Here is a 23791-nt window from a genome sequence, read left to right as displayed (position 1 = left end):
ACTCCACCCGATCCGCCATTCCCGGTAAAATCGCTCCCTCCCACGCGTTCGCGCGAACCCACCCCCGCAACTAGGACCATGGCAATGAATCAGGCAGAAGTCGCAGCCCAATACCAGGCATTCAAGGAGTTGGGCCTCAAGCTCGACATGTCGCGCGGCAAGCCTGCGCCCGAACAACTCGATCTGTCCGCCGGCCTGCTGGCCGAGCTGGGCGACTTCAAGGCGCAGGACGGTACCGATACCCGCAATTACGGCGGCGCCGTGGGCCTGCCGGAAGCACGCGCGCTGTTCGGCGCCCTGTTGGACGTGCCCGCCGCGCAAGTGGTGGTGGACAGCAACGCCAGCCTGTCGCTGATGCATGACGTGATCGCCTTCGCCTTGCTGCATGGCACGGCCGGCCAGCCGTCCTGGCGCGAGCAGGGCGCGATCAGCTTCCTCTGCCCGGTACCCGGTTACGACCGCCACTTCGCCATCTGCGAAGCGCTGGGCATCAAGATGATCAATGTGCCGATGACCGACGCCGGTCCGGATATGGACCTGGTGGAATCGCTGGTGGCCGGCGATGCCGGCATCAAGGGCATGTGGTGCGTGCCCAAGTACAGCAATCCGGGCGGCGTGGTGTACTCGGACGAGGTGGTGCGCCGCCTGGCCGCCATGCAGACCGCCGCGCCGGATTTCCGCCTGATGTGGGACGACGCCTATCACTTCCACCACCTGGAAGCCCGTGCGGTCGAAATCGCCAATGTATTGGACGCCTGTGCCGAAGCCGGCAATCCGGACCGCGCCATCATCTTCGCCTCCACTTCCAAGGTTACCCATGCCGGCGCCGGCATGGCCGCGCTGGCCGCCTCGCCGGCCAATATCGCCTGGTGGCAGCGCCATGCCTCGGTACGCAGCATCGGTCCCGACAAGGTCAACCAGCTGCGCCATGTACGCTTCCTGCGCGACAAGGCTGGCGTGGAAGCGCTGATGGAACGCCATCGCCTGCTGCTCAAGCCCAAGTTCGATGCGGTGCACGAACAGTTCGGCCATCTGCTGGGCAATGTCGAAGGCGTCAGCTGGACCCGGCCGCAGGGCGGCTACTTTATCGATCTGCTGACCCCGCCCGGCAAGGCCAAGCGGACCGTGGCCCTGGCCAAGGAAGCCGGTATCACGCTGACGCCGGCCGGCGCCTCCTTCCCCTATGGCAAGGACCCGCTGGACCGCCATATCCGCATCGCTCCAAGCTTCCCGTCGCAGCAGGACATTACGTCGGCGGCCAAGGGGATTGCCCTGGCCCTGCTGTTAGCCGCGGCAGAGTAATCAAGTCGCGAACAGGTCGGCGCCTCGCGCCGGCCTGTTCGCGTCGAGTATCAAGATCAATGCTTTTCAGCACCCGCACCGGGTTTCGGGATATTCCATGCTTTCCCTTATCGCCGCACTCGCGCGCAACCACACCATCGGCATCGATAACAGCCTGCCCTGGCACTTGCCCGAAGATCTGAAGTACTTCCGCAAAACCACCAGCGGCCACGCCATCATCATGGGCCGCAAGACCTATGAATCCATCGGCCGGCCATTGCCCAATCGCCACAATATCGTCGTCAGCCGCAATCCTGACTGGCGGGCCGAGGGTGTCACGGTGGTCCATTCGATCGCGGCCGCCCTGGCGGCAGCCGGCACCGAGGAAGAAGTATTCCTGATCGGCGGCGCCACCCTGTATCGCGAAGCCTTGCCGATGGCCGACCGCCTGTATTTGACGGAAATCGACGCCGACTTCAGCGGGGATGCTTTTTTCCCCGACGTTCCCTACGCCCAGTTCAAGGAATTGCAGCGCGATTCGCACCAGGGCGACGATTTCGCCTATAGTTTCGTCGTCTACGAAAGAAACCAGCCGGCATAGCGCGGGGCCGCCCAGGCCGGTCCGCCAGGCCGGCCGCATCCGTCGCGGAGCCCCGATATAGACACCGCCGAACTCGCCCTGCTCGCGGAGATGTGCCGCTTGTCTCCCCAGCCCATGCTGACCGTGGAGGCCAGCAGCGGCGCCATCGTCGCGCTCAATCAGCTGGCACGCGATACGCTGGGTTTGCCCGAGCAAACCCCGGCGCTGCGCGATCTGTTCGACAATCCCAGCCTGGCCAGGCAATTTCTGCTGATCGCCCGCAACAACGGCTTTATCCGCCAGTTCGAAGCGCGCCTGCGGCTGGCCGGCGGGCATCGAATCTGGGTACTGCTGGCGGCAAGATTGCTGGAACGGGACGGACGCGCCCTGCTGATCGTCAACCTGACCGATATCCACGAGCGGCGGGTGAACGAAGATGCCCTGCGCGAGAGCGAGCTACGCCACCGCCGCGTCCTGGAAACCGCCAACGAAGGCTATGCCCTGTTCGATGCCCGCAGCGGCGAGTTGCTGGATGTCAATCCGGCCCTGTGCGAGTTGCTGCTTTATCCACGCGACGCCCTGCTGCGCATGCGGCCCGAGGAAGTGGTGACCGAGGACAGCATGGCCCAGCTGCAGGCCCAGCGCGATCACTGGAGCGGCGCACCCAATCGCAAGCTGGAACTGGGCATGCGCCGGGCCAATGGCGAGCGCATCACCGTGGAGCTCAGCGTGTCGGCCATCTCCGACCAGGACGGCCGGCTGACCTCCATCTTTGCCCTGGTCAGCGATATCACCGCACGCAAGCTGAATGAAGAACGGGTGCTTTACCTGGCTTTCTACGACACCCTGACCGCGCTACCGAACCGGTTTCTGTTCGTCGAACATGTCGAGCAGGCACTCAAGCAACGGGCTCGGACCGGGCAACAGCTCGCGCTGCTGTTTGTCGATCTGGACGATTTCAAACGCATCAACGACAGCCTGGGCCACGACGCCGGCGACGAGCTGCTGCGCCTGATCGCCAAGCGGCTACTGGACTGCGTGCGGGCCACCGACACAGTTTCGCGCCAGGGCGGCGACGAATTCATGGTCTTGCTGGCCAATCTGAACCGGAGCCAGGACGCCATCCAGGTGGCGGACAAGATGTTGCTGGCGCTGGCCGAGCCGGTGACCCTGGAAGGCGAGCAGGTCGTTATCCACGCCAGTATCGGCATCGCCCTCTGTCCCGAGCATGGCGAGACCTTGGCCGATCTGCGCCGCCATGCCGACAGCGCCATGTACCAGGCCAAGGCCGCCGGCAAGCACCGGCACGCCAGCTATCAGGTCGAAGATTGATGTGGGCAAGACGCTATTTGGTGATGGCCATCACGAACAGCCCTACCACCACCGCCATGCCCAGCACCCAGCTCAGGGACCGCAGCGCCGGCTTGTCGCCGAGATAAAGCACGCCGTGCAAGACCCGCAATACCACGAACGCCACGGCCAGGCCATTGACCATATCGGCCGCCACCCCGGCGTGGATCGCCACCAGCACGGCAGCGGCAAAGCTGGGCGTGGCTTCGAAGGCATTGTCCTGCGCCCAGACCGCCCGGGCGTACATGCCTTCCAGGCTGGCCTGTTGCTTGCGCGGCGCATGATTGTTGTAGCGTATGCGGGTACCGTCCGCGCGCCGGCCCGCCTTGGCAAAGGCAACCCAAAGATAAGGCAACAGTACGACGATCAAAAGGCAGCTGTAGGCAATGGTCACGGGCAACTCCAGGGATAGGAACGGGAAGTACATAGATACGCCCGGGAGGGGACGCCCGGTCATTGCGAACGATGTTAGCCCAGCGACGCCGCATCTGCGTGGAGCCCGACGCCCGAAACCGCTAAAATGTCGTTTTTACTGCATCTGCAGTCGCGCACAGGATCCGGACCATGACACAGCTCAAAGACAATACCCGCAACCAGATCGAAGTCGAGGCCAGCGATTTGCCGCTGTATTGCCCCATGCCCGACATGCTCAAATGGAACGCCCATCCGCGCGTGGTGATCCCGGTCGGCAATACCGGCGAGGCGCTTTGCCCCTACTGCGGCACCAAGTATGTCTTGAAGGGCGGCCCTGCCGGCCACGGCCACTGAATTGACGACGCCCTACCGCATCCTGATCGTGGCGCCCGCCTGGGTGGGCGACAGCGTGATGGCGCAGCCGCTCTACCAGCGCCTGAAAGCCTATCGGCCGCATGTCCATCTAAGCGTCATGGCGCCTGACTGGACCCTGCCCCTGCTCGAGCGCATGCCGGAAGTGGATGCCACCCTGCGCAACCCCTTCGGCCACGGCGCCTTGAAAATGGGCCAGCGCTGGCGGCTGGGCCGCAGCCTGCGCGGCCAGTTCGAGCAAGCCATCGTGCTGCCCAACTCGTTCAAGTCGGCCCTGGTGCCCTGGTTTGCCCGCATTCCGCTACGTACCGGTTTTGTCGGGGAATCGCGCTTCGGCCTGCTGAACGATGCCCGCACGCTTTATCCCAAAGCCCTGCCGCAGATGGTGGAACGCTTTGCCGCGCTGGCCGAAGGCCCCGGCAAGCCACTGCCTCGCCCCCTGCCGGCGCCGCGCCTCACCATCCAGGTCGGCGCGCAGCAGACCGCCTTGCGCGAGCTGGGCTTGAGTGCGGACCGCCCCATCGTCGCCTTCTGTCCCGGCGCGGAATATGGTCCGGCCAAGCGCTGGCCGGCCAGGCACTTCGCCGAATTGGCACGCAGGCTGGTGTCGCAGGGTTACGCGGTATGGTTGTTCGGTTCCGCCAAGGACAAGCCCGAAACCGATGCGATTGCCCGCATGGCGGGCGTGGAGCTGGTCGATCTGGCCGGCCGCACCTCGCTGGCACAGGCCATCGACCTCCTCTCGCTGGCCCACCTGGTGGTGACCAACGATTCCGGCCTGATGCATGTGGCGGCCGCGCTGCAAAGGCCGGTGGTGGCGCTGTATGGCTCATCCAGCCCGGAATTCACGCCGCCGCTGAGCGAGCGGGCCGAGATTGTGTCGCTCGACCTCGAATGCAGCCCCTGCTTCGAGCGCAACTGCCCGCTCAAGCATTTCGACTGCATGGAAAAATTGGATAGCGATCTGGTGGAAGCGGCCATCGCCCGCACCCTCACCAAACCGCCCGGGACGCCAGCCAGCCCGTATATTCCCGTGGTACCGGTGTAAAGCCGTCATCCCGCCGTGGATCGGGATGACGGTGTACCGATCAATCGCGGAAATTCTGGTACTGCAGCGGAAATTCCTCGATGGATTTGCGCACCAGGGCAATCGTATCCTGCAGCAGGTCGCGCTTGGCGCCGCTCACCCGCACCGCCTCGCCCTGGATGCTGGCCTGGACCTTGATCTTGGAATCCTTGATCACCCGTACGATCTTCTTGGCCAGCTCGGTCTCGATACCCACCTTGACGGTGACGGTCTGCTTGACCTTGTTGCCGCTGACTTTTTCCAGCTTGCCTTCATCCAGGCAACGCACATCGACGTTCCGCTTGGCCAGCTTGCCCAGCAGGATTTCCTTGGCTTGTTCCAATTGGAATTCATTGTCCGCGAACAGCGTCAGGACCTTTTCGGCCTGCTCGATGCGAGCATCGGAACCCTTGAAGTCAAAACGATTGCCGACTTCGCGATTGGCTTGTTCGACCGCATTCTTTACTTCCACTTCGTCCACTTCGGACACGATGTCGAAAGACGGCATAATTCCACTACTCCCAATAAAGACAATCGCCATTTTAACCCGAGCCCGCCATGAAAACCGCAGCACTCGATAGCTTTACCCGCAAGACCGCCAGCCAAGTCATCTACCAGATCTTTCCGGAACGTTTCGCCATCGGTGGCGGCCTCTCCAGCGTGGCCAAACTGGCCGACCCGGCCTACGACCTGCCCGGCGCGGCAAAGCGCGAATGGGACGACAGCCCGCTGCAGCAACCTTGGGGCCAACAATTCTACGGCGGCGATCTGGACGGCATCGCCGAACGACTGGCCTATCTCGCCGAGCTGGGCGTGACCGGCGTCTATCTCACGCCTATCTTCCAGGCGCCGAGCAACCACAAGTACGACGCGACCGACTTTCTCCGCATCGACCCGATGTTCGGCGGTGAAGCCGCCTTGCAGCGCCTGATCGCCGCCCTGCATGCGCGTGGCATGAACCTGACGCTGGACGCGGTGCTCAACCATGTATCGGACCAGCATCCGTGGTTCCTGGCCGCGCAAGCGGGCGACCCCGACAAGCGCGACTGGTTCAGCTTCCGTCCGGATGGCAGCTATCTGTGCTGGCAGGATTACGGCTTGATGCCGGAACTGAACCTGGACAACCCAGCCGTGCGCGATGCCCTGTACGCGCAGCCGAACAGCCTGGTCCAGCATTGGCTGGCGCAAGGGGTGGACAATTGGCGCTTCGACGTGGCGCAGGATGTCGGCATCGCGGTGGCGCGCGAAATGGCCGGCATCGTGGCCGAACGCTTTCCGCAGGCCGGCTTGCTGGGCGAGTTGAACGGCTTCTGCGGAAGTTGGCTGACCGAGCGCGAACAGGTCGGCGGCGGCTTCCATGGCATGATGAATTACTGGTATCGCACCGCCACGCAGGCCTGGCTGGCGGGCGAGATCGATGCCACCCAAATGAATGCCGCCCTGCGCGATGCACGGCAAGCCTATGGTCTGCCAGGTCTGCTATGCTCATGGAATATGTTGTCCAGCCATGACACGCCACGCCTGATCACCACGCTGGGTAGCGCGGAAAAAGCCCGCCTGGCCATGCTGATGCAGCTCACCATGCCTGGCGTACCGCTGATCTACTACGGCGAGGAAATCGGCATGGAAGGGAGTGCCGACCCGGACTGCCGACACACCATGCGCTGGGACGAAAGCCAATGGAACCAAACGCAACGCGCCTGGCTCAAGATGCTGATTGCCATCAGGCAAGCCAATCCGGCGCTGCAATATGGCGAGGTGACGGTGCTGGGTGATCGGCTGGCCGGCAATGCGCTGGTGTTCCTGCGCCATACCGACCAGCCTGGAGAAGCAGCCCTGGTAGTGGTGAACCTTGCCGACGAGCCCTTGCGCACCAGGCTACTTTTGCCCTATTCACATTGGTACGATGGCGTGCCCCTGCGCGACGCCTTGGGCATATCGCCGGAGACCCGTATGCAGGCCGGCAGCTTGCAGCTGGATATTGCGCCTGGCTCGGCAGCGATTTACCAAGCCTATGAGCCTTACGCGAACTACACTTTCTTCAAGCCGCGCAATTGCGCTTGAGGTACCGCACGTTGGTTTTTCAGAGCCGCCCCAGCGGCCGGTTGAGTGAGGTGACACGGTATGGCGGATACAGAATCACTTTATAAACGGAAGGTCTACCTGCTGGCCCAGACCTTCTTTATCAAGGACAACCGCGACGAGCTGTTGCTGTGCGCGCACAAATACGACTTCGACATTCAATTCTTCGACCAGATGGCCGAATTCGTCCATACGGCGGTGCAGGCCGATCCGGAAGACCTGTTCGTGGTCGATCTCGACGTCCTCTACAATATGCAGCTGGACAACAACCGCACCATGTTCCTGGGCGACCTGCTCAAGCGCCTGCCGGAACAGCACCATTACGTCTACCTGCAGACCGAGAAGCAGAGCGGCCGCTTCCTGCTGCAAAAGATGCTGGTGGACAACAACTGCCTGGCCTATGCGGAAAAGCCCATCGCCAACGATGTGCTGGTGGACAAGCTGTTCAATCTATTTGCCCAGCGCAAGCGCGACGAAACCAGCCAGGTGCTCTACCTGGGGGACCAGGTCCGCTTCGACACCCGCTTGCTGGCGCAGCAACAGGTGGAAATCATCCACCATCCCGATGTGCAGACCTTGCACCTGCTGGTCAAGCAAACCCAGCCCGATGTGGTGGTGATCGAGGATAGCCATTACCTGCGCACGGAAGTCATTGCCCGGGTGCTGAAAAAGAATATCGAGGTGGACCCCAGCATGGAAATCATCATGCTGCAGGCGCGCCCCGACCCCACCCTCGCACGGCGCGCCATTGAAAGCGGCTTCGACGAGCTGATGCTGGTGAAGGACACCGACGTGCTGACCTGGCAGCTGCTCAACCGCATCGGCAAGATCCGCGTGAACAAGAACCTGATCAGCAAGGACCGGGCCACCGGGCTCCTGAACAAGATTGGCTTCAAGAAGCGCGCCCAGGACGTGATCCGCCGGGCCGGCCGCGAAGAGGTACCGCTGGCCCTGGCCGTGATCGATATCGACAAGTTCAAGACCATCAACGATACCTGGGGCCACTATTTCGGCGATATCGTGATCAAGCGGCTTTCGCTGGTGGTGGGCTCGCATATGCTGGAACACGACCTGCTCAGCCGCTTCGGCGGCGAGGAGTTCGTGATGCTGCTGTGGAACTGCCTGCCCGCCGCCGCGCAGGAACGCGTCAACAAGATGCGGCTGGCATTCGGTGAAATCGCCTTCGAAGTCAGCCAGCAAGAAACCCGGCACTTCTCGTTCAGCGGCGGCCTGGCGGCTTATCCGGACTTCAAGACCGAAAACGAATTGTTCCTGCATGCGGATGCGCAGTTGTATGAAGCCAAGCAAGGAGGACGCAACCGGATCTGTGGATAAGTGCCGCCACGCCCGCGACGCTTCCCTTGTCCAATGTGGGTGGGGGCGCCGTCGAAGACCCGGCGGCGCGCTCGCCGGCCTGGCCCGTCCTGTATCCAATTAAATGCCCGCAGCATAGAAATCGACCACGCCCGGTGCATCCATCCGGCGAGGCGGGTAGAATGCCGGCCACTTAGCCCAGCCGGGCAAGCCGTATTCTTTCGTCGTGGAGATTTCCAATGCGTCATCTGATCCTGGCGGCCATGTTCGCCGCCGCCGGTAGCACGACGGCTATTGCCGCCGAGTCCGCCAAACCCGCCAAACAGGGAAAACCGGCTGCCCCGGCCAAGCGGGCCGCCCCGGTGATCGATATCAAGGTGCGCGATGTGTCGCCGCGCTTCGTCGAATTCTACGAAGCCGCCAACAAGCCGCTGCCCGTGCCGCCAGCCACGCCGGCCACACCCGCCGAGGGTAGTCAGGCCGCTGCGCCCGCTACCCCGGCCCTACCGGTCGAAAGCGAGAGCGATCGCCGCTGGCGCATGTTCAAGCAGAGCTACAATTTCACCAGCCAGCCGGACGAAGCCGCCACCCGCAAGGCGCTGGAAGCCGCCTGGCCACGCTACGCAGCTGTATTGCCGCAAATCCAGGAAGGCTTTGACGGCATCTCGGCCTCGACCTCTGCCATCAATACCAAGATCGGTGACCAGCTGCAGCTCGAACAGGCCATGTCGCTGCGCTTTATCACCTACGTCGGCACCTTCGACGGCCGGGTCTGGAGCACCGTGGACGGCGAGCGCCTGAATATCAACCTGCCGCTGGAAGTATCGGCCGAAGTCCGCAACCTGCCGCTGAGCCGCATCCTGGCCCGCGCCATGCTGGAGCGGAGCGCGGCATGGGGCACGCAGCCACGCAACCTGGTCGAATTCGCCGTCGGCGAAGGCGTGCTGGCCCATGCCGCACAAAGCGCGGTGCCCGGCCTGTCGCCCGAAGCCTATCTGGATTTGACCCCGGAACAGTTCGCCAAGGCCCGCGACAACAAGAAAGCCGATCTGAAGATGATGGTGGACAAACTGGAAGACGGTAGCCCCGCCACCATGGCCGCCTACTCGGGCGAGAAATTGGCCCAGGCCCGCTACGCCGGCTGGATGCTGGTGGAAAGCTTCCTGAAGGACAAGTCCCGCCTGGCCGACATGATACGCCAGCGTCCGGACGTCCTGGTCAAGGCCAGCCGCGTGGCAATGGCCAGCATCATCCGCGCCAAGTAATCCCCTCCCCCCTCCCCCGCCCGTCCTGGGTGGGGGCTGAGTTCTCTACGCGCAACGAAAACCACACGCTCGCGGCGCTTCCCATCAAATCCCATACGCTTGCTCGCGACAATTCCTACAATCCAGGCAATTGAATAGCCACTGCTGGCGATGCGGATATGGCCGAAGACAGTGACCTGGAACGTACGGAAGACCCCAGTCCCAGACGACTGGAGGAAGCCCGCGCCAAGGGGCAGGTTGCCCGCTCAACCGAATTGGTGACTTTTTCGGTGCTGATGACGGGCGTGGTGGCCTTGATCAGCATGGGCGGCGGCATGCTGGATGCGCTCAAGCGCATCATGGTGCTTAACCTGCATTTCGACCGGGCCGTGCTCGGCGACGGCGAAGCCTTGCTGCGGCACTTCTCGCAGGCCTGCTTCGACGCCCTGCTTGCCATCCTGCCCTTTCTCGCCTCCACCGCGCTGGCCGCTATCCTGGCCTCCATCGTGCTGTCGGGTTGGCTGTTCACCCTGGATGCCGTCGCACCGAAATTCGGCAAGCTCGATCCCATCGCCGGCATCGGCCGCATCTTCTCGGTCCGTAGCCTGGTCGATATGTTCAAGGCCATCCTCAAGGCCTCGCTGATCGGCGGCGTGGCGGTCAGCACCATCTGGTCGGAGAAGAACGAAGTCCTGCAGTTGATTGCCATGTCGCCGTTCGAAAGCCTTGGCTACCTGTTCCAGCTGGTCAAGTTCACCTTGCTGATGGTGGTCGGCTCAATGATCGTGATCGTACTGATCGATGTGCCGTTTCAACTATGGGACTACAAGCGCAATCTGCGCATGAGCAAGGAAGAGGTCAAGCAGGAGTCGAAGGAATCGGACGGCGATCCCCAGGTCAAGGCCAAGATCCGCCAGTTGCAGATGCAGGCGGCCAGACAGCGCATGATGGCCGATATTCCCAAGGCGAACGTCGTGATCACCAACCCGACCCACTATGCGGTCGCCCTGCTTTACGACGAAAAGCAGATGAAAGCCCCGCGCGTCATCGCCAAAGGCTCCTTCCTGCTGGCCGAGCGCATCATCGAGCTGGGACGCGAGCACAAGGTTCCCATCCTGCGTACTCCGCCGCTGGCCCGCGCGCTCTACCACCATGCCGACCTGGGCGAGGATATCCCTACGCCGCTCTACAATGCCGTCGCCGAAGTGCTGGCTTACATCATGCAGCTGAACCATTTCCAGCGCCACGGCGGCCACGCCCCCAGCCTGGCGGCCGACTTGCCGGTCCCGGCCGAGCTGGACCCTGGTGGATAGCCGATTGCCGCGATTTCGGCTTGTAATGCTGTGCTTTTCTCCACAAGCGAGGCGCTAGAACACGCGCAAGGTGACAAAAGCAAAAAAATAAAGTAATTCAAAGGTGAAGCGCGGTTTTTACAACCGATTTATCAGGATTCAAACAGCAGCAGCGGCATCCTATGTTTGCTCGTCTCAATCTTTCGTCGCTGGCCGGCCCCATCCTCGTCCTGATGGTGTTGAGCCTGTTTATCCTGCCCCTGCCGGCGTTCGCGCTCGATCTGTTCTTCACCTTCAATATCGCGGTCTCCATCATCGTGCTGATGGTCGCCATCAACACCAAGGAACCGCTGGATTTCTCGGCCTTTCCGGTGGTGCTGCTGATGACCACCCTGCTGCGCCTGGCGCTGAACGTCGCCTCCACCCGCGTGATCCTGACCAATGGCCACCAGGGCGAAGCGGCGGCCGGCAAGGTGATCGAAGCGTTCGGCCACTTCCTGATCGGCGGCAACGTCGCCATCGGTATCGTGGTGTTCGTGATCCTGACCATCATCAACTTCGTCGTGATCACCAAGGGCGCCGGGCGGATCGCCGAAGTGAGCGCCCGCTTCACCCTCGATGCCATGCCGGGCAAGCAGATGGCCATCGACGCCGACCTCAACGCCGGCCTGATCGGCGAAGACGATGCCCGCAAGCGGCGCCGCATGATCGCGCAGGAAGCCGACTTCTTCGGCTCCATGGATGGTGCTTCCAAATTCGTGCGCGGCGACGCGGTGGCCGGTTTGTTGATCATCGTGATCAATCTGGTGGCCGGCATGATCGTCGGCATGATCTCGCACGATATGCCGTTCGCACTGGCCGGCAAGACTTATACCCTGCTGTCCATCGGCGATGGCCTGGTGGCGCAGATCCCGGCCCTGATCATTTCCACTGCCGCCGGCCTGGTGGTGTCGCGCGTCGGCGACGACACCAATCTGTCGGATCAATTGCTGGGCCAGCTGTTCTCCAAACCCACCACCCTGTATGTGACCGCCGCCGTGATCGGCATCTTCGGCCTGATCCCGAACATGCCCCATATCGCTTTCCTGCTGATGGGCGCCGCGCTGGCCGGACTGGCGCGCTGGCTGGAGCTGCGCGCCGCCGACGAGGAACAGGTGGTGCCCAGACAGCAGGAAGCGGCCGCCCAACAGGCTCAGCAAGCGCAGGAAGCGCAGGCCCAGGAAGTGGGTTGGCACGATGTGGCGGCGGTCGATCCGGTGGGCCTGGAGGTGGGTTATCGCATCATCCCGCTGGTGGACCGCAACCAGGACGGCGAACTACTGCGCCGTATTCGCGGCATCCGCAAAAAGATCGCGCAGGATCTGGGCTTCCTGGTTCCACCCATTCATATCCGCGACAATCTGGAATTGAAGCCCAACGCCTATCGCATCCAGCTCAAGGGCGTGGACGTGGGCGACGGCGAAGCCTTTCTCGGCCAGTTCCTGGCCATCAATCCGGGCCGCGTGATGGGCGCCCTGCCCGGCACCCCCACCACCGACCCCACCTTCGGCCTGCCGGCGATCTGGATCGATGCGCCGCTGAAGGAGCAGGCCCAGTCGCTGGGTTACACCGTGGTGGACGCCAGCACGGTGGTGGCCACCCATATCTCCAACCTCCTGCAGAGCCATGCCTCCGAGCTGCTGGGTCGCGAGGAAGTACAGCAGTTGCTCGACCACCTGGCCAAGGAATCGCCCAAGCTCGTCGAGGACATCGTACCCAAGCTGGTACCGATCAACATTCTGCAAAAGGTCTTGCAGAACCTGCTGGACGAGAGCATGCATATCCGCGATATGCGCACCATCCTGGAAACGCTGTCCGAACATATCACCAAGACCATGGACGTGGACGAGCTGACTTCGGCGGTGCGGGTCGCGCTGGGGCGTGCCATCGTCCACCAGCTGTTCCCCGGCGAGAACGAGTTGCAGGTTATCGCCCTCGACCCGGGCCTGGAGCAGGTCCTGTTGCAGGCCAGCCAGGGCAAGGGCGGCGGATTGGAACCCGGCCTGGCGGAAACCCTCTTGCAGCAGGCCGGCCAATTGACGGAGCAGATGGAGAACCAGGGCTTGAACAGCGTGCTGATCACACCGGCGCAATTGCGTCCGCTGCTCAGCCGCTTCCTGCGCCGGTCGGTGCCGCAGTTCCGGGTGCTGGCGCATAGCGAGATCCCGGACAACAAAACCATACGAATAGTCGGCGTGCTGGGAGGACGGGCAACCGCCCCCGCATGAGGGGTGGCAAAAGAACGGCAGGATGAAATGGCCCCGGCCCGCGCTACGCGGACAGGGGTGGCAGGACCTATATAGACGGTACGCTTAGCGCCGCGGGGACAGGATCATGGTTGTCAGAAAATTTCATGGGGCCAGCACGCGGGACGTGCTGAAGCAGGTAAGGGACGAGCTGGGGCCGGATGCGCTTATCCTGTCCAATCGCCAGCTGCCTGACGGTCATATCGAGATCATGGCGGTGGCCGATACGGAGGTTGCCAACCTGACCAGCGATAGCCTGGCGAGCAAGGGCAAACCACGTCCGCCGGTGAGCATCCCACGCACGCCGGCGGTGGCCAACCGGCTGGTCCAACGCACCTATGCCCTACCGCCCGAGCTGGACGAGGACGACGAACCCACCCTGTCCGACATCCGCCAGGCGCCACGGCCGCGAGCGGCCGCCGTCCCGCTGCCCACCATGCTGGCCGTGCCGCAGCTCGGTCCGGAAGTGCTGGCCGACGACCAGGCCCTGCCGGTCAACCATTTCACCCCACGCTACCGCTACGAGCCGCCGGAACTGGACCTGACCCAGGCAAGCCCGGCCGGTCCGCGCGTCGAACCGACCCTGGATACCAGCGAACTGCCGCCGCCCGCCCCCGAGCCGGTAGCCATGACACCCAGCGAGCCGCCTCCACCCGTCATCGCGCCCGCTCCCGAACTCGGCGAGCAAGGCAAGCAGATCGCCAGCATCAGCCACGATGTCGAGGATATCTCCAGCGAGATCAAGCTGCTGCGCGGCCTGCTGGAAGGCCAGCTGGCCGGCCTGGCCTGGCATGAACTGAAGCGCCATGCGCCGGAGCGCCTGGAAGTATTGCGGCGGCTGCTGAGCGTGGGTTTCAGCCCCGCCTTGAGCCGCCAGATCGTCGAACGCATGCCCAACGGCTACAGCACCGAGCGCGGCATGAAATGGGCCCGTACCGCCCTTCAGCACAACCTGCCCACGGTGGGCGCCGGCGCCGATATCGTCGAGGCGGGCGGCGTCTATGCCCTGGTCGGCCCCACCGGAGTGGGCAAGACCACCACGGTCGCCAAGCTGGCCGCCCGCGCCACGCTCAAGCACGGCGCGGCCAAGGTGGCGCTGATCAGCACCGATGGCTACCGTATCGGCGCGCAGGACCAGTTGCGCATCTACGGCAAGATCCTGGGCATCCCCGTCTATGCCGTCACCGACGAAACCGACCTGGCCCAGACCCTGGCCGACCTGCGTAATCGCCATCTGGTCTTGATCGACACCGTCGGCATGGGGCAGCGCGACCAGCGGGTGGTCGAACAGATCGCCCTGCTCGCCGGCCAAAGCACGCCGGTCAAGCGCCTGCTGCTGCTCAGCGCCAATGCACAAGGCACCACCCTGGACGACGTGGTACGGCGCTACCATGGCGACGGCCTGGCCGGCTGCATCTTCACCAAGACCGACGAGGCCTTTTCATTGGGCAGCGGCCTGGATGTGATCGTGCGCTACAAGCTGCCTTTGTACTACATCACCAATGGCCAGCGCGTCCCCGAGGACCTGCATGTAGCCAGCGGGCTGTACCTGGTGGACCGGGTGTTCAAGACTCCGCCGGAAGCGCCGGCCTACCGGCTGAAAAACGAGGAATACCCGCTCTTCCTTGGCGCCCAGCAGCCCTCGCTGGACTTCACCTGGCGCGAGACCGCCCCTTGACGCGATGGCCATGGATAGATTGAACAATCTTGTCCCCACGGTCCACAACGACCAGGCGGCCAGCCTAAGGCGCCTGGTAGGCGGCCCGGGCGGGCGGGCCATCGCCCTGAGCGGCGGCAGCGGCACCGGCGTGACCACGCTGACGCTCAACCTGGCCGCGGCCATCGCCGCCGCCGACCAACGGGTGCTGCTGCTGGACGAGGACGACAGCCGCCATAGCGCGGTGAACCGCCTGCAACTACGCCAGCGCTTCGCCTTCGAGCACGTCGCCGGACGCGAAATCCGGCTGGACGAACTCTTGCTGGCCGCGCCCGGCTTCGACCTGATGCCGATCAAGCTGCCCAGCGCCCTGGCCAGCCATCTGCCGCCCGGCCGAGCCGGCCAATTAGCCGACGAATACGACTCGCTGATCGCGCGTATCGACTGGGTACTGGTCGATGCACGGCCGGTGTCCGACGACAGTGCACCGGGGCTGGCCTTGTCGGCCGATGAGGTCATCGTGGTCATCACCCCGTCCGGCGAATCCATTACCGCCGCCTACGCCACCATCAAGCGCCTGCATACCGAATATGGCCGCCGCGACTTTCGGCTGCTGGCCAACCGGGTACGCACCCTGGATACCGCCATGGCCCTGTTCAAGCGGGTCAAGGAAGTGGCCGGCCGCTATCTGGACGTCAAGATGAAGCTGGTGGGTTTTGTGCCGGAAGACGAGCAATTGGCGCGCGCCGACAAGCTGGGCCAGCCGGTGGCCCATGCCTTCCCCCATAGCGAGGCCAGCGTCGCCTTCGCGCAACTCGCCAGCGCCATGCGGCGCTGGCCCCGCCAGCCTCATAGCACCGATAGGGAAAACCTGCTGTATCGGGCCCTGGACGTCTGCCGCCGGCTGGGCGCGCGCTCCTGAACCGCGCCTATTTGCTCACCATCGTTGGCAAACCCCGCCGCCTTGGCGCATAAAGTAGTCATGCCTTTGCCCTTCTATCGCGCATGACTTCCTCCCGTGCCATCGGTGCCTACGCCAAACACGCTTCCGACCCGGTGGACGAGCGTGTCAAGCAGTTCGCCCCCCTGGTCAAGAAGCTTGCCTACCATATGGTGGCCAGGCTGCCCGCCAGCGTGGAAGTGGACGATCTGATCCAGGCCGGCCTGATCGGCCTGATGGAGGCTGCCCGCAATTTCGACCCGCTGGCCGGCGCGCAATTCGAGACCTTCGCCACCCAGCGGATACGCGGCGCGATGCTGGACGAACTGCGCGAGGCCGACTGGCTGCCCCGCCAGCTACGCCGCTCCATGCGCGATATCGAGGCCGCCCTGGTCAAGCTGCAGCACAAGCTGGGCCGCGCCCCAAGCGAAACCGAAGTGGCCGAAGCCATGAACCTGTCGCTGCCCGAATACCAGGAGATGCTGGGCGATTGCCGGGGCCACCAGCTGATCTACTACGACGATTTCGATGGCGAGGACGAGGGCCGCAATGCGCTGGACAGCATGGCGGCCGACCACGGCAGCAACCCGCTGGACAAGATCGACGATGCCGACTTTCGCCGCGTGCTGGTGGAGGGCATCGCGCTGCTACCGGAACGGGAGAAGCTGGTGATGTCGCTATATTACGAACAGGAACTGAACCTGAAGGAAATCGGCGCCGTGCTGAATGTCACCGAGTCGCGGGTTTCGCAATTGCATAGCCAGGCCGTTGCGCGACTGCGCGCCAAGCTGAGCGATTGGACCAGGAAGTAAGCCCCTGCGGAGCCGCGCCACGGCAAATCTGCTATAAACGCAACGAACCCGCCAATAAGAGAGATCGCCCATAGTCATGGACAGATTGAGCCTGATCGGAATTTCACTCGGCCTTATCGCGATAGTCGGCGGCCAGGTACTCGAAGGCGGCCGCATCGCCTCGCTGTTGCAATTGACCGCTTTTCTGATCGTCCTCGGCGGCACCATCGGTGCGGTGATGTTGCAAAGCAACGCCGCCAGCTTTATCGGTGGCATCAAGATGTTGCGCTGGGTCGTGTTGCCGCCGTCCATCGAGCTGGAACCCTGCGTGAAATTCCTGGTGGCCTGGAGCAATACCGCGCGCCGGGGCGGTTTGCTGGCGCTGGAAACGCCGCTGATGAACGAGAAGGATCCGTTCGTGAAGCGCGCCTTGCAGATGTTGGTGGACGGCGCCGAACCCGAGGCGATACGCCACACCATGGAGCTGGAGATCAGCGCCTACGAAGAGAAGCACCGGGCAGCCGCCAAGATCTGGGATGCCGCCGGCGGCTACGCGCCGACCATAGGGATCCTCGGCGCGGTCATGGGCCTGATCCATGTGATGGAAAACCTGACCGATCCATCCAAGCTGGGCTCCGGCATCGCCGTGGCCTTCGTCGCCACCATCTACGGGGTGGGCTCGGCCAATCTATTCTTCCTGCCGATCGGCAACAAGCTCAAGCAAGTGATCGCCAGCGAGGTCAAGCGGCGCGAGCTGCTGACCGAAGGCCTGGTCGCGATCGCGCATGGCGAAAATCCGCGCATCATCGAAAGCAAACTACGCGGCTTCTTCGCCTGATCCGGACCCGGCCATGATCGCCCTGCTCCGCTTCGCCTGGCGCCTGCTGGCCATCCTGGATTTCCTGCTGTTCACACCCGTACTGCTGCTATTGGCATTGCCGCCGCGCCGCATGGTAGCCAGGCTTTACCCGCCGCTGTTCCATGCCTGGTGCCGAGCCTTCGTGCGGGCGCTGGGGGTGGAACTGCGCCTGCACCAGCATTATCTAGGCAGCTTGCCGTCGCGCTATATCCTGGTGGCCAACCATCCTTCCGCCTTCGAGGATATCGGCATCCCCGCCCTTTTTCCGGTCCGCTCGCTGGCCAAGGCCGAGGTGGCGGATTGGTGGCTGGTGGGCCGGGTAGCCGTGGCGGCCGATACCTTGTTCGTCCGCCGCGACTCAGCCGATTCACGCAAGGCCGCCACCCAGGCATTGATCGCCGCGGCGCGCGGCGGCAGTTGTCTGGCCCTCTATCCCGAGGGCGGCTGCAAGGGCAGGCGGCTGGGTGGCCGGTTTTTCAACGGCGCCTTTATCGCCAGCTTCGAAAGCGGCCTGCCCATCCTGCCGGTGTTTCTCCATTACCAGGCCCAGGAAAGCTTCGAGTGGGCCGACCAGCACCTATTGCAGAAGCTGTGGCAAATCGCCATGGCACGCAATCCCCGCGCCGACTACCATGTATTCGAACCCATCGTTCCCGCCAATTTCGATTCACCCGAAGCGATGAAGGAATATGTCCATCGCCTCTATCTAGGCTGGCAAAAGCGTTTTCTGGAATGACTAATCCGTTTGCCATCGCCATACATGGCGGCGCCGGCACCATCCGCCGGCAATCCCTCGCCCCCGCACAGGAGGCTGCCCTGCTTGCCGGCCTTAACGCCGCGCTGGACGCCGGACTGACCGTGCTGAGCAGCGGCGGCAGCGCCCTCGATGCGGTCGAGGTAGCGGTGATGGTCTTGGAGGATGACCCCTTGTTCAACGCCGGCCACGGCGCGGTTTTCAATGATCAGGGCTTTATCGAACTGGAAGCGGCCATCATGGATGGCAGGCAGCGCAATGCCGGTTCGGTCAGCGGCGTGCAACGGGTGCGCAATCCGGTTCGGCTGGCCCGCGCCGTGATGGAACGCACACCGCATATCACCCTGGGTTTTGCCGCCGCCGATGCCTATGCCGAGCAGATCGGGCTGCCTTTAGCCGATGCCAGCTATTTTTTTACGCAATCGCGCTGGGACGCCCTGCAAACCGAATTGGCCCGCCTGGCCACGGGCGGCGCAGCCGAGGACGCCTCGGAGCAGACCAGGCACGGCACGGTGGGCGCAGTCGCGCTGGACCGCAGCGGTAAACTGGCGGCCGCCACCTCGACCGGCGGACGCACCGCCAAGATGGCCGGCCGGATAGGCGATACCCCCATCATCGGCGCCGGCACCTGGGCGGACGAACTGCTGGCGGTCTCGGGCACCGGCCACGGCGAAACCTTCGTCCGCTGCGTTGCCGCCCATGAGGTGGCCAGCCGGGTCCGCTATATGGGCCAGCCATTGGCGGACGCCTGCGACGAAGTGGTGTTCGGCAACCTGGTGGAACTGGGCGGCACCGGCGGACTGATCGCGGTGGACTGGGAAGGCCATATCGCCATGCCCTTCAATTGCGAAGGCATGTACCGCGCCGCCGTGGACGCCAGTGGTATCCGAACGGTGGCTATTTACCGCTAACGGGTAAACCCCACGTCACCATTACCACTATTGGTCACTGTTCGTCACGCTATAATCGGCTCCACGATGGAGCCGGGTTGCCGGTTGACAAGCCACGCCTCTGGCTCCACGTGGCCCGCCGCACGCGGGTTTCGCTTCGTGCCCAGCCGGATCAATCATTTGCCGGCAGGCGTGGAATGAATGCCAACCGACCCCATGCAGGCCGTGTACATGTTGTTTTCCCGTCGTCCCAAAAACGCCCCCAACAAGCGCAACAGTACACCGCTGCCCCCGCAGTTCGCCGCCGTGCTGCGCGAGAGCTGGTGGCTGGCGGCCGTGGTGGCCGGCGTCTACCTGGTGATCATCCTGGCCAGCTATAACCCGGACGATCCGGGCTGGTCGCATGCCGCCACCGAAGTGCTGATACGCAATAAGGGCGGCGCCTTCGGCGCCTGGCTGGCCGACGTGCTGCTTTACCTGTTCGGCATTTCCGCCTGGTGGTGGGTGGTGTTCTGCCTGGCCGCCATCCTGTGGGGCTATCGCCGCCTGGAAAAAGTACAGCACAACCACCGCCTGGCCACCGTCGCCATCAGCGGCTACCTGCTGCTGATCCTGGCCAGCTGCAGCCTGGAGGCGCTACGCCTGAACAGCTGGCAGTTCACCCTGCCCTACAAGCCCGGCGGCATGCTGGGACTGGCGCTGGGTGGCTGGCTCTACCATGCGCTGGGCTTCAGCGGAGCCACCTTGATCCTGCTGAGCGCCTTTGGTATCGGCTTATCCTTGTTCGCCGGGCTTTCCTGGCTGGACCTGACCGAGCGGGTGGGCGCCTGGCTGGAAACCCGCTGCCTGCGGCTCTTCAACCTCTGGCAGGCCAGGCAGGACAGGCGTATCGGCGAAGAAGCGGCGGTAGCCCGCGAGGCGCGCGTCACGGTCGAAAAACAGCGCTTCGAAGTGGCGCCGGCCTTGCGTATCGAAGAGCCGGTGATCGAAATCAAGCCCTCCAAGGCCATGCTCAAGGAAATCGAACAGGAACAGAAGATCCAGGAAAAGGCGCGCCAGGAAGCCGCCCAGCCCTCGCTGTTCGCCAAGGAAGACCTACCGCCCTGGGAAGACAGCGCCGAGGCAGCGCCCAAGCAGAAGACCGTCAGCAAGAAGACGCCCGCCCTGCTCAGCAGCAATAGCGCCGAATTGCCCAGCATCTCGCTGCTGTCGCCACCCGCGCCCACGCAGGAGATGGTCAGCCACGAAACCATCGAATACACCTCGCGCCTGATCGAACGCAAGCTGGCCGAATTCGGCGTGGAAGTGAAGGTCGTGGCGGCGTATCCCGGCCCCGTCATCACCCGCTACGAAGTGGAACCGGCGGTGGGGGTGAAGGGTTCGCAGATCGTCAATCTGATGAAAGACCTGGCCCGCGCCTTGTCGCTGGTCAGCATCCGGGTGGTCGAGACCATTCCCGGCAAGACCTATATGGGTCTGGAGCTGCCCAATCCGAAGCGCCAGATCGTGCGCCTGTCCGAGATCATCGGCTCGCAGTCCTATCACGACGCCGGCTCGATGCTGACCATGGCGATGGGCAAGGATATTTCCGGCAAGCCGGTGGTGATCGACCTGGCCAAGGCCCCGCATATGCTGGTGGCCGGCACCACCGGCTCGGGTAAGTCGGTGGCGATGAACGCCATCATCCTGTCCTTCCTGTACAAGGCGACCCCGGAAGAGGTCCGGCTGATCATGGTGGACCCGAAGATGCTGGAACTGAGCGTCTACGAGGGCATTCCCCACCTGCTGGCGCCGGTGGTGACCGATATGAAGCACGCCGCCAACGCGCTCAATTGGTGCGTGGCCGAAATGGAAAAGCGCTATCGCCTGATGAGTGCCATGGGCGTGCGTAATCTGGCCGGTTTCAATCAGAAACTGCGGGATGCCGAGAAGCGCGGCGAAAAACTGAACAACCCCTTCAGCCTGATGCCAGACAATCCCGAACCCCTGGCCACCCTGCCGCTGATCGTGGTGCTGATCGACGAACTGGCCGACCTGATGATGGTGGCCGGCAAGCAGATCGAGCAACTGATCGCGCGCTTGGCGCAAAAAGCCCGTGCCGCCGGCATCCACCTGATCCTGGCCACCCAGCGCCCGTCGGTGGATGTGATCACCGGCTTGATCAAGGCCAATATCCCTACCCGCTGCGCTTTCCAGGTATCCAGCAAGATCGACTCGCGCACCATCCTCGACCAGATGGGCGCGGAAGCCCTGCTGGGCCAGGGTGACGGCCTGTTCCTGCCGCCGGGGTCCGGCTACCCGCAGCGCATCCACGGCGCTTTCGTGGCCGATGAGGAAGTGCACGCGGTGGTCGAGTTTCTCAAATCGCAAGGCGAACCGGACTATATCGAGGGGATACTCACCGGTGCGGTCGAGGGCATGGAAGGCGGCGCGGCCGGCGGCGGCGAGTTCGGCCTATCCAGCGGCGGCGATGGCGAGGGCGACGATTTGTACGATCAAGCAGTCAGCTTCGTCATCAAGAGCCGCAAGGCCTCCATCTCGTCGGTTCAACGGCAGTTGCGTATCGGCTATAACCGGGCGGCCCGCCTGATCGAACAGATGGAACAGGCTGGCCTGGTCAGTCCGATGGAAACCAACGGCAACCGCACCGTGCTGGTTCCCGCGCGCGAAGAGTAGCCGTCCATCCGCCAAATCCGCACCGCATCCTCCCGCTACTGCCTTGTATCCCTTCCGTCTCGACCGGTCGCGCCCGATTGCTTATCGTGCGGACATGGCGGGTAAGAACCGCCCCAATAGATCGCCACGGAGATTTACCGCATGGACAAACTCGACGAAACCAAACCCGACCTGCAGGCCTCGCTGCGTGAAATAGGCCGGGTATTGGTTCGGCTGTGGTGGCAGTTCTTCGATTGGCTGGCCGTCGTCTCGCGCAAGCAATTGGCGCTGGTGCTGTTTTTGGTGTTTGTCGCTGCAAGTTTCATTTTCCGGGATCCGGCGCCTTTGATCCCGCTGATCATCACGGTGATCATCATCAAGATCCTCGCCGGCGGCAAACGCCGCGCCGAGTTGACCGCCTCCTGGGCCACCGCCCGGGCCGATACCGAACAACTGGAACGCAGCCTGTTGGAAGCCCGCATGGAAGCGTTGCAGGCCCAGATCGAACCGCACTTCCTGTTCAACACCCTGTCGTCCATCGATCAGTTGATCCAGACCGATCCGCCCAGGGCTTCCAAGATGCAGCAATCGCTGATCCGCTACCTGCGTTCGGCCATGCCGCAGATGCGCGACGGCAGCCGCCCCAGCCTGGGCCAGCAGGTTGCCTTGTCCAGCGCCTTTCTGGAGATCATGGAAGTCCGCATGGAAGAACGCCTGCAACCGGCGGTCAATGTGCCGGAAGGACTGAAATCCGCCATCTTCCCTTCGATGATGTTGCAGACCCTGGTGGAGAACGCCATCAAGCACGGCCTGGAACCCAAGGCCGAGGGCGGTAAATTGATTATCGCCGCGGAAATCCGCGATGGCTTGCTGGAAGTCAGCGTCAGCGACAGCGGGATGGGCTTCGCCCCCAAATCGGCCGGCGGGGTGGGCTTGGCCAATATCCGCGAACGCCTGAAGGTGTTGTACGGCGGCAAGGCCGAACTGGTCATCCTGGTCCCGCTGGAAGGCGGCACCCGCGCCACCATCCGGGTACCGTACGAGGTGGCGCCGGTCGCGGCGGAGGCGAATAGGACGTAATTGCCACAGGGCGGGCGGCAGTGCTTGCGGACCGTGCAAAAAAGCCCGTTAAATGCCGACTACAAGCCCTTCTTCGCCGGAAATAATATGAGACAAGCTGCGCCCACCGCCCTGATCGCCGATGACGAGCGCCTGATGCGCGAACAGATCATTGGCCGCCTCAAGGATGCCTGGCCGGAATTGCAGATCATCGGCGAAGCCGCCAACGGCCTGGAAGCCGTGGCCATGGCCCGCGCGCAACAGCCCGATATCGCCTTCCTCGATATCCGCATGCCTGAAATGGACGGCATCCAGGCCGCCCGCGCCCTGGCCGGCCAATGCCATATCGTGTTCGTGACCGCCTACGACCAATATGCCGTCACCGCATTCGAACAGGGCGCGGTGGACTACCTTCTCAAACCGGCCGACCCGGAGCGGCTGGCCACCACCTGCGAGCGGCTACGCGAGCGATTGGGCAAGGGTGGGGAGCCGGACGGCATGGAAGCCTTGCTGGAACAGCTGGCACGCCGGCTGGGCAGCGGCGAGAGCAAGCCGCGCGAATATCTGCGCTGGGTGCAGGCCAGCGTGGGCAACAGCCTGCGCATGATCAGCAGCCGCGAGATCCTGTTCTTCCGGGCCGAAGACAAATACACCCGGGTGCAGACCGAACAATTCGAAGCGCTGATACGCAAACCGATCAAGGAATTGGTCGATGAACTCGACCCGGACGAGTTTTGGCAGATACATCGGGCCATTTTGGTCCGGGTGGATGCGATTGACCAGGTCAGCAGGGACTTCCGGGGGCAACAGATTGTGCAGATGAAGGGCAACGAGGAAAAGCTGGAAGTGAGCCGGAGCTTTACGCATTTGTTCAAGCATATGTAGGCGTGAAGGCGACCCCAGGCG

General features: G+C 63.4%; 21 protein-coding genes. 19 read left to right on the top strand and 2 right to left on the bottom strand.

Annotated features, from left to right (window positions below; genetic code table 11):
• Window positions 1–84: 84 nt before the first annotated feature.
• The 3 genes from FNU76_RS18015 to FNU76_RS18005 all read left to right on the top strand — a co-directional run bounded on the left by FNU76_RS18015 (window position 85) and on the right by FNU76_RS18005 (window position 3193).
• A complete protein-coding gene (locus FNU76_RS18015) occupies window positions 85–1302 on the top strand; it encodes an aspartate aminotransferase type Ic (RefSeq protein WP_144279475.1) in 1218 nt (405 codons plus the stop codon).
• A gap of 97 nt (window positions 1303–1399) precedes the next feature.
• On the top strand, window positions 1400–1882 hold the full coding sequence (locus FNU76_RS18010; RefSeq protein WP_144279474.1) for a dihydrofolate reductase: 483 nt from the start codon (window positions 1400–1402) through the stop codon (window positions 1880–1882).
• A 99-nt stretch (window positions 1883–1981) separates the two neighbouring features.
• Entirely contained in the window at window positions 1982–3193 is a 1212-nt protein-coding gene (locus tag FNU76_RS18005; RefSeq protein WP_179958171.1) for a diguanylate cyclase domain-containing protein, read from the top strand.
• Window positions 3194–3206: 13 nt separating this feature from the next.
• On the opposite strand, the gene FNU76_RS18000 is transcribed toward FNU76_RS18005, so the two are convergent.
• The gene (locus FNU76_RS18000) at window positions 3207–3605 is read right to left on the bottom strand and encodes an MAPEG family protein (RefSeq protein WP_223879081.1); all 399 of its coding nucleotides are present in this window, start codon (window positions 3603–3605) and stop codon (window positions 3207–3209) included.
• Between the two features lie 170 nt (window positions 3606–3775).
• Here FNU76_RS18000 and FNU76_RS17995 point away from each other — a divergent pair, with 170 nt between their 5' ends.
• Both FNU76_RS17995 and waaF read left to right on the top strand, forming a co-directional pair.
• Window positions 3776–3979 (top strand): zinc-finger domain-containing protein, encoded by a 204-nt coding sequence (locus tag FNU76_RS17995; protein WP_144279471.1) that lies wholly within the window; start codon window positions 3776–3778, stop codon window positions 3977–3979.
• A gap of 1 nt (window position 3980) precedes the next feature.
• Window positions 3981–5045: a lipopolysaccharide heptosyltransferase II gene (gene waaF / locus FNU76_RS17990; RefSeq protein WP_223879080.1), complete on the top strand. Its 1065-nt coding sequence runs from the start codon at window positions 3981–3983 to the stop codon at window positions 5043–5045.
• A 40-nt stretch (window positions 5046–5085) separates the two neighbouring features.
• Here waaF and FNU76_RS17985 read toward each other — a convergent pair whose 3' ends face one another.
• Window positions 5086–5571, bottom strand: coding sequence for a YajQ family cyclic di-GMP-binding protein (locus FNU76_RS17985; RefSeq protein ID WP_144279470.1), 486 nt, complete (start codon window positions 5569–5571; stop codon window positions 5086–5088).
• Between the two features lie 50 nt (window positions 5572–5621).
• On the opposite strand from FNU76_RS17985, the gene FNU76_RS17980 reads away from it, so the two are divergent.
• The 14 genes from FNU76_RS17980 to FNU76_RS17915 all read left to right on the top strand — a co-directional run bounded on the left by FNU76_RS17980 (window position 5622) and on the right by FNU76_RS17915 (window position 23770).
• Window positions 5622–7127 (top strand): glycoside hydrolase family 13 protein, encoded by a 1506-nt coding sequence (locus FNU76_RS17980; protein ID WP_144279469.1) that lies wholly within the window; start codon window positions 5622–5624, stop codon window positions 7125–7127.
• A 60-nt stretch (window positions 7128–7187) separates the two neighbouring features.
• The gene (locus FNU76_RS17975; RefSeq protein ID WP_144279468.1) at window positions 7188–8480 is read left to right on the top strand and encodes a GGDEF domain-containing protein; all 1293 of its coding nucleotides are present in this window, start codon (window positions 7188–7190) and stop codon (window positions 8478–8480) included.
• 218 nt (window positions 8481–8698) lie between these two features.
• The gene (locus tag FNU76_RS17970; RefSeq protein ID WP_144279467.1) at window positions 8699–9724 is read left to right on the top strand and encodes a hypothetical protein; all 1026 of its coding nucleotides are present in this window, start codon (window positions 8699–8701) and stop codon (window positions 9722–9724) included.
• A 158-nt stretch (window positions 9725–9882) separates the two neighbouring features.
• Complete coding sequence (flhB, locus tag FNU76_RS17965) at window positions 9883–11016, top strand: flagellar biosynthesis protein FlhB (RefSeq protein WP_144279466.1); 1134 nt, start codon at window positions 9883–9885, stop codon at window positions 11014–11016.
• Between the two features lie 161 nt (window positions 11017–11177).
• Complete coding sequence (gene flhA, locus FNU76_RS17960) at window positions 11178–13262, top strand: flagellar biosynthesis protein FlhA (RefSeq protein WP_144279465.1); 2085 nt, start codon at window positions 11178–11180, stop codon at window positions 13260–13262.
• 106 nt (window positions 13263–13368) lie between these two features.
• Window positions 13369–14958: a flagellar biosynthesis GTPase FlhF gene (gene flhF, locus FNU76_RS17955; RefSeq protein ID WP_144279464.1), complete on the top strand. Its 1590-nt coding sequence runs from the start codon at window positions 13369–13371 to the stop codon at window positions 14956–14958.
• A gap of 10 nt (window positions 14959–14968) precedes the next feature.
• Window positions 14969–15859: a MinD/ParA family ATP-binding protein gene (locus FNU76_RS17950; protein ID WP_179958170.1), complete on the top strand. Its 891-nt coding sequence runs from the start codon at window positions 14969–14971 to the stop codon at window positions 15857–15859.
• Window positions 15860–15942: 83 nt separating this feature from the next.
• Window positions 15943–16689, top strand: coding sequence for an RNA polymerase sigma factor FliA (locus tag FNU76_RS17945; protein ID WP_144279462.1), 747 nt, complete (start codon window positions 15943–15945; stop codon window positions 16687–16689).
• Window positions 16690–16765: 76 nt separating this feature from the next.
• Window positions 16766–17506 carry a flagellar motor protein gene (locus FNU76_RS17940; protein WP_144279461.1) on the top strand — a complete coding sequence of 247 codons (741 nt, stop codon included), beginning with the start codon at window positions 16766–16768 and terminating at the stop codon, window positions 17504–17506.
• Window positions 17507–17519: 13 nt separating this feature from the next.
• Window positions 17520–18263 carry a lysophospholipid acyltransferase family protein gene (locus tag FNU76_RS17935; protein ID WP_179958169.1) on the top strand — a complete coding sequence of 248 codons (744 nt, stop codon included), beginning with the start codon at window positions 17520–17522 and terminating at the stop codon, window positions 18261–18263.
• Window positions 18260–19192, top strand: coding sequence for an isoaspartyl peptidase/L-asparaginase family protein (locus tag FNU76_RS17930; RefSeq protein WP_144279459.1), 933 nt, complete (start codon window positions 18260–18262; stop codon window positions 19190–19192). The genes FNU76_RS17935 and FNU76_RS17930 overlap by 4 nt, the downstream gene beginning before the upstream one ends.
• 180 nt (window positions 19193–19372) lie before the next feature.
• On the top strand, window positions 19373–21847 hold the full coding sequence (locus FNU76_RS17925; RefSeq protein WP_144279458.1) for a DNA translocase FtsK: 2475 nt from the start codon (window positions 19373–19375) through the stop codon (window positions 21845–21847).
• Between the two features lie 141 nt (window positions 21848–21988).
• Complete coding sequence (locus FNU76_RS17920) at window positions 21989–22906, top strand: sensor histidine kinase (protein WP_144279457.1); 918 nt, start codon at window positions 21989–21991, stop codon at window positions 22904–22906.
• An 87-nt stretch (window positions 22907–22993) separates the two neighbouring features.
• Window positions 22994–23770 (top strand): LytR/AlgR family response regulator transcription factor, encoded by a 777-nt coding sequence (locus FNU76_RS17915; protein WP_144279456.1) that lies wholly within the window; start codon window positions 22994–22996, stop codon window positions 23768–23770.
• The last annotated feature ends 21 nt before the right edge of the window (window positions 23771–23791 follow it).

Source organism: Chitinimonas arctica (assembly GCF_007431345.1).
Lineage (GTDB): Bacteria > Pseudomonadota > Gammaproteobacteria > Burkholderiales > Chitinimonadaceae > Chitinimonas > Chitinimonas arctica.
This window is presented reverse-complemented; position numbering and strand designations above follow the sequence as displayed.

Bases quoted from the DNA above. Each gene is read 5' to 3' on its own strand.
- FNU76_RS18015 (WP_144279475.1), top strand. From the start codon at position 85: ATGAATCAGGCAGAAGTCGCAGCCCAATACCAGGCATTCAAGGAGTTG.
- FNU76_RS18010 (WP_144279474.1), top strand. From the start codon at position 1,400: ATGCTTTCCCTTATCGCCGCACTCGCGCGCAACCACACCATCGGCATC.
- FNU76_RS17995 (WP_144279471.1), top strand. From the start codon at position 3,776: ATGACACAGCTCAAAGACAATACCCGCAACCAGATCGAAGTCGAGGCC.
- FNU76_RS17985 (WP_144279470.1), bottom strand. From the start codon at position 5,571: ATGCCGTCTTTCGACATCGTGTCCGAAGTGGACGAAGTGGAAGTAAAG.
- FNU76_RS17980 (WP_144279469.1), top strand. From the start codon at position 5,622: ATGAAAACCGCAGCACTCGATAGCTTTACCCGCAAGACCGCCAGCCAA.
- FNU76_RS17975 (WP_144279468.1), top strand. From the start codon at position 7,188: ATGGCGGATACAGAATCACTTTATAAACGGAAGGTCTACCTGCTGGCC.
- FNU76_RS17970 (WP_144279467.1), top strand. From the start codon at position 8,699: ATGCGTCATCTGATCCTGGCGGCCATGTTCGCCGCCGCCGGTAGCACG.
- flhB (WP_144279466.1), top strand. From the start codon at position 9,883: ATGGCCGAAGACAGTGACCTGGAACGTACGGAAGACCCCAGTCCCAGA.
- flhA (WP_144279465.1), top strand. From the start codon at position 11,178: ATGTTTGCTCGTCTCAATCTTTCGTCGCTGGCCGGCCCCATCCTCGTC.
- flhF (WP_144279464.1), top strand. From the start codon at position 13,369: ATGGTTGTCAGAAAATTTCATGGGGCCAGCACGCGGGACGTGCTGAAG.
- FNU76_RS17950 (WP_179958170.1), top strand. From the start codon at position 14,969: ATGGATAGATTGAACAATCTTGTCCCCACGGTCCACAACGACCAGGCG.
- FNU76_RS17945 (WP_144279462.1), top strand. From the start codon at position 15,943: ATGACTTCCTCCCGTGCCATCGGTGCCTACGCCAAACACGCTTCCGAC.
- FNU76_RS17940 (WP_144279461.1), top strand. From the start codon at position 16,766: ATGGACAGATTGAGCCTGATCGGAATTTCACTCGGCCTTATCGCGATA.
- FNU76_RS17935 (WP_179958169.1), top strand. From the start codon at position 17,520: ATGATCGCCCTGCTCCGCTTCGCCTGGCGCCTGCTGGCCATCCTGGAT.
- FNU76_RS17930 (WP_144279459.1), top strand. From the start codon at position 18,260: ATGACTAATCCGTTTGCCATCGCCATACATGGCGGCGCCGGCACCATC.
- FNU76_RS17925 (WP_144279458.1), top strand. From the start codon at position 19,373: ATGCCAACCGACCCCATGCAGGCCGTGTACATGTTGTTTTCCCGTCGT.
- FNU76_RS17920 (WP_144279457.1), top strand. From the start codon at position 21,989: ATGGACAAACTCGACGAAACCAAACCCGACCTGCAGGCCTCGCTGCGT.
- FNU76_RS17915 (WP_144279456.1), top strand. From the start codon at position 22,994: ATGAGACAAGCTGCGCCCACCGCCCTGATCGCCGATGACGAGCGCCTG.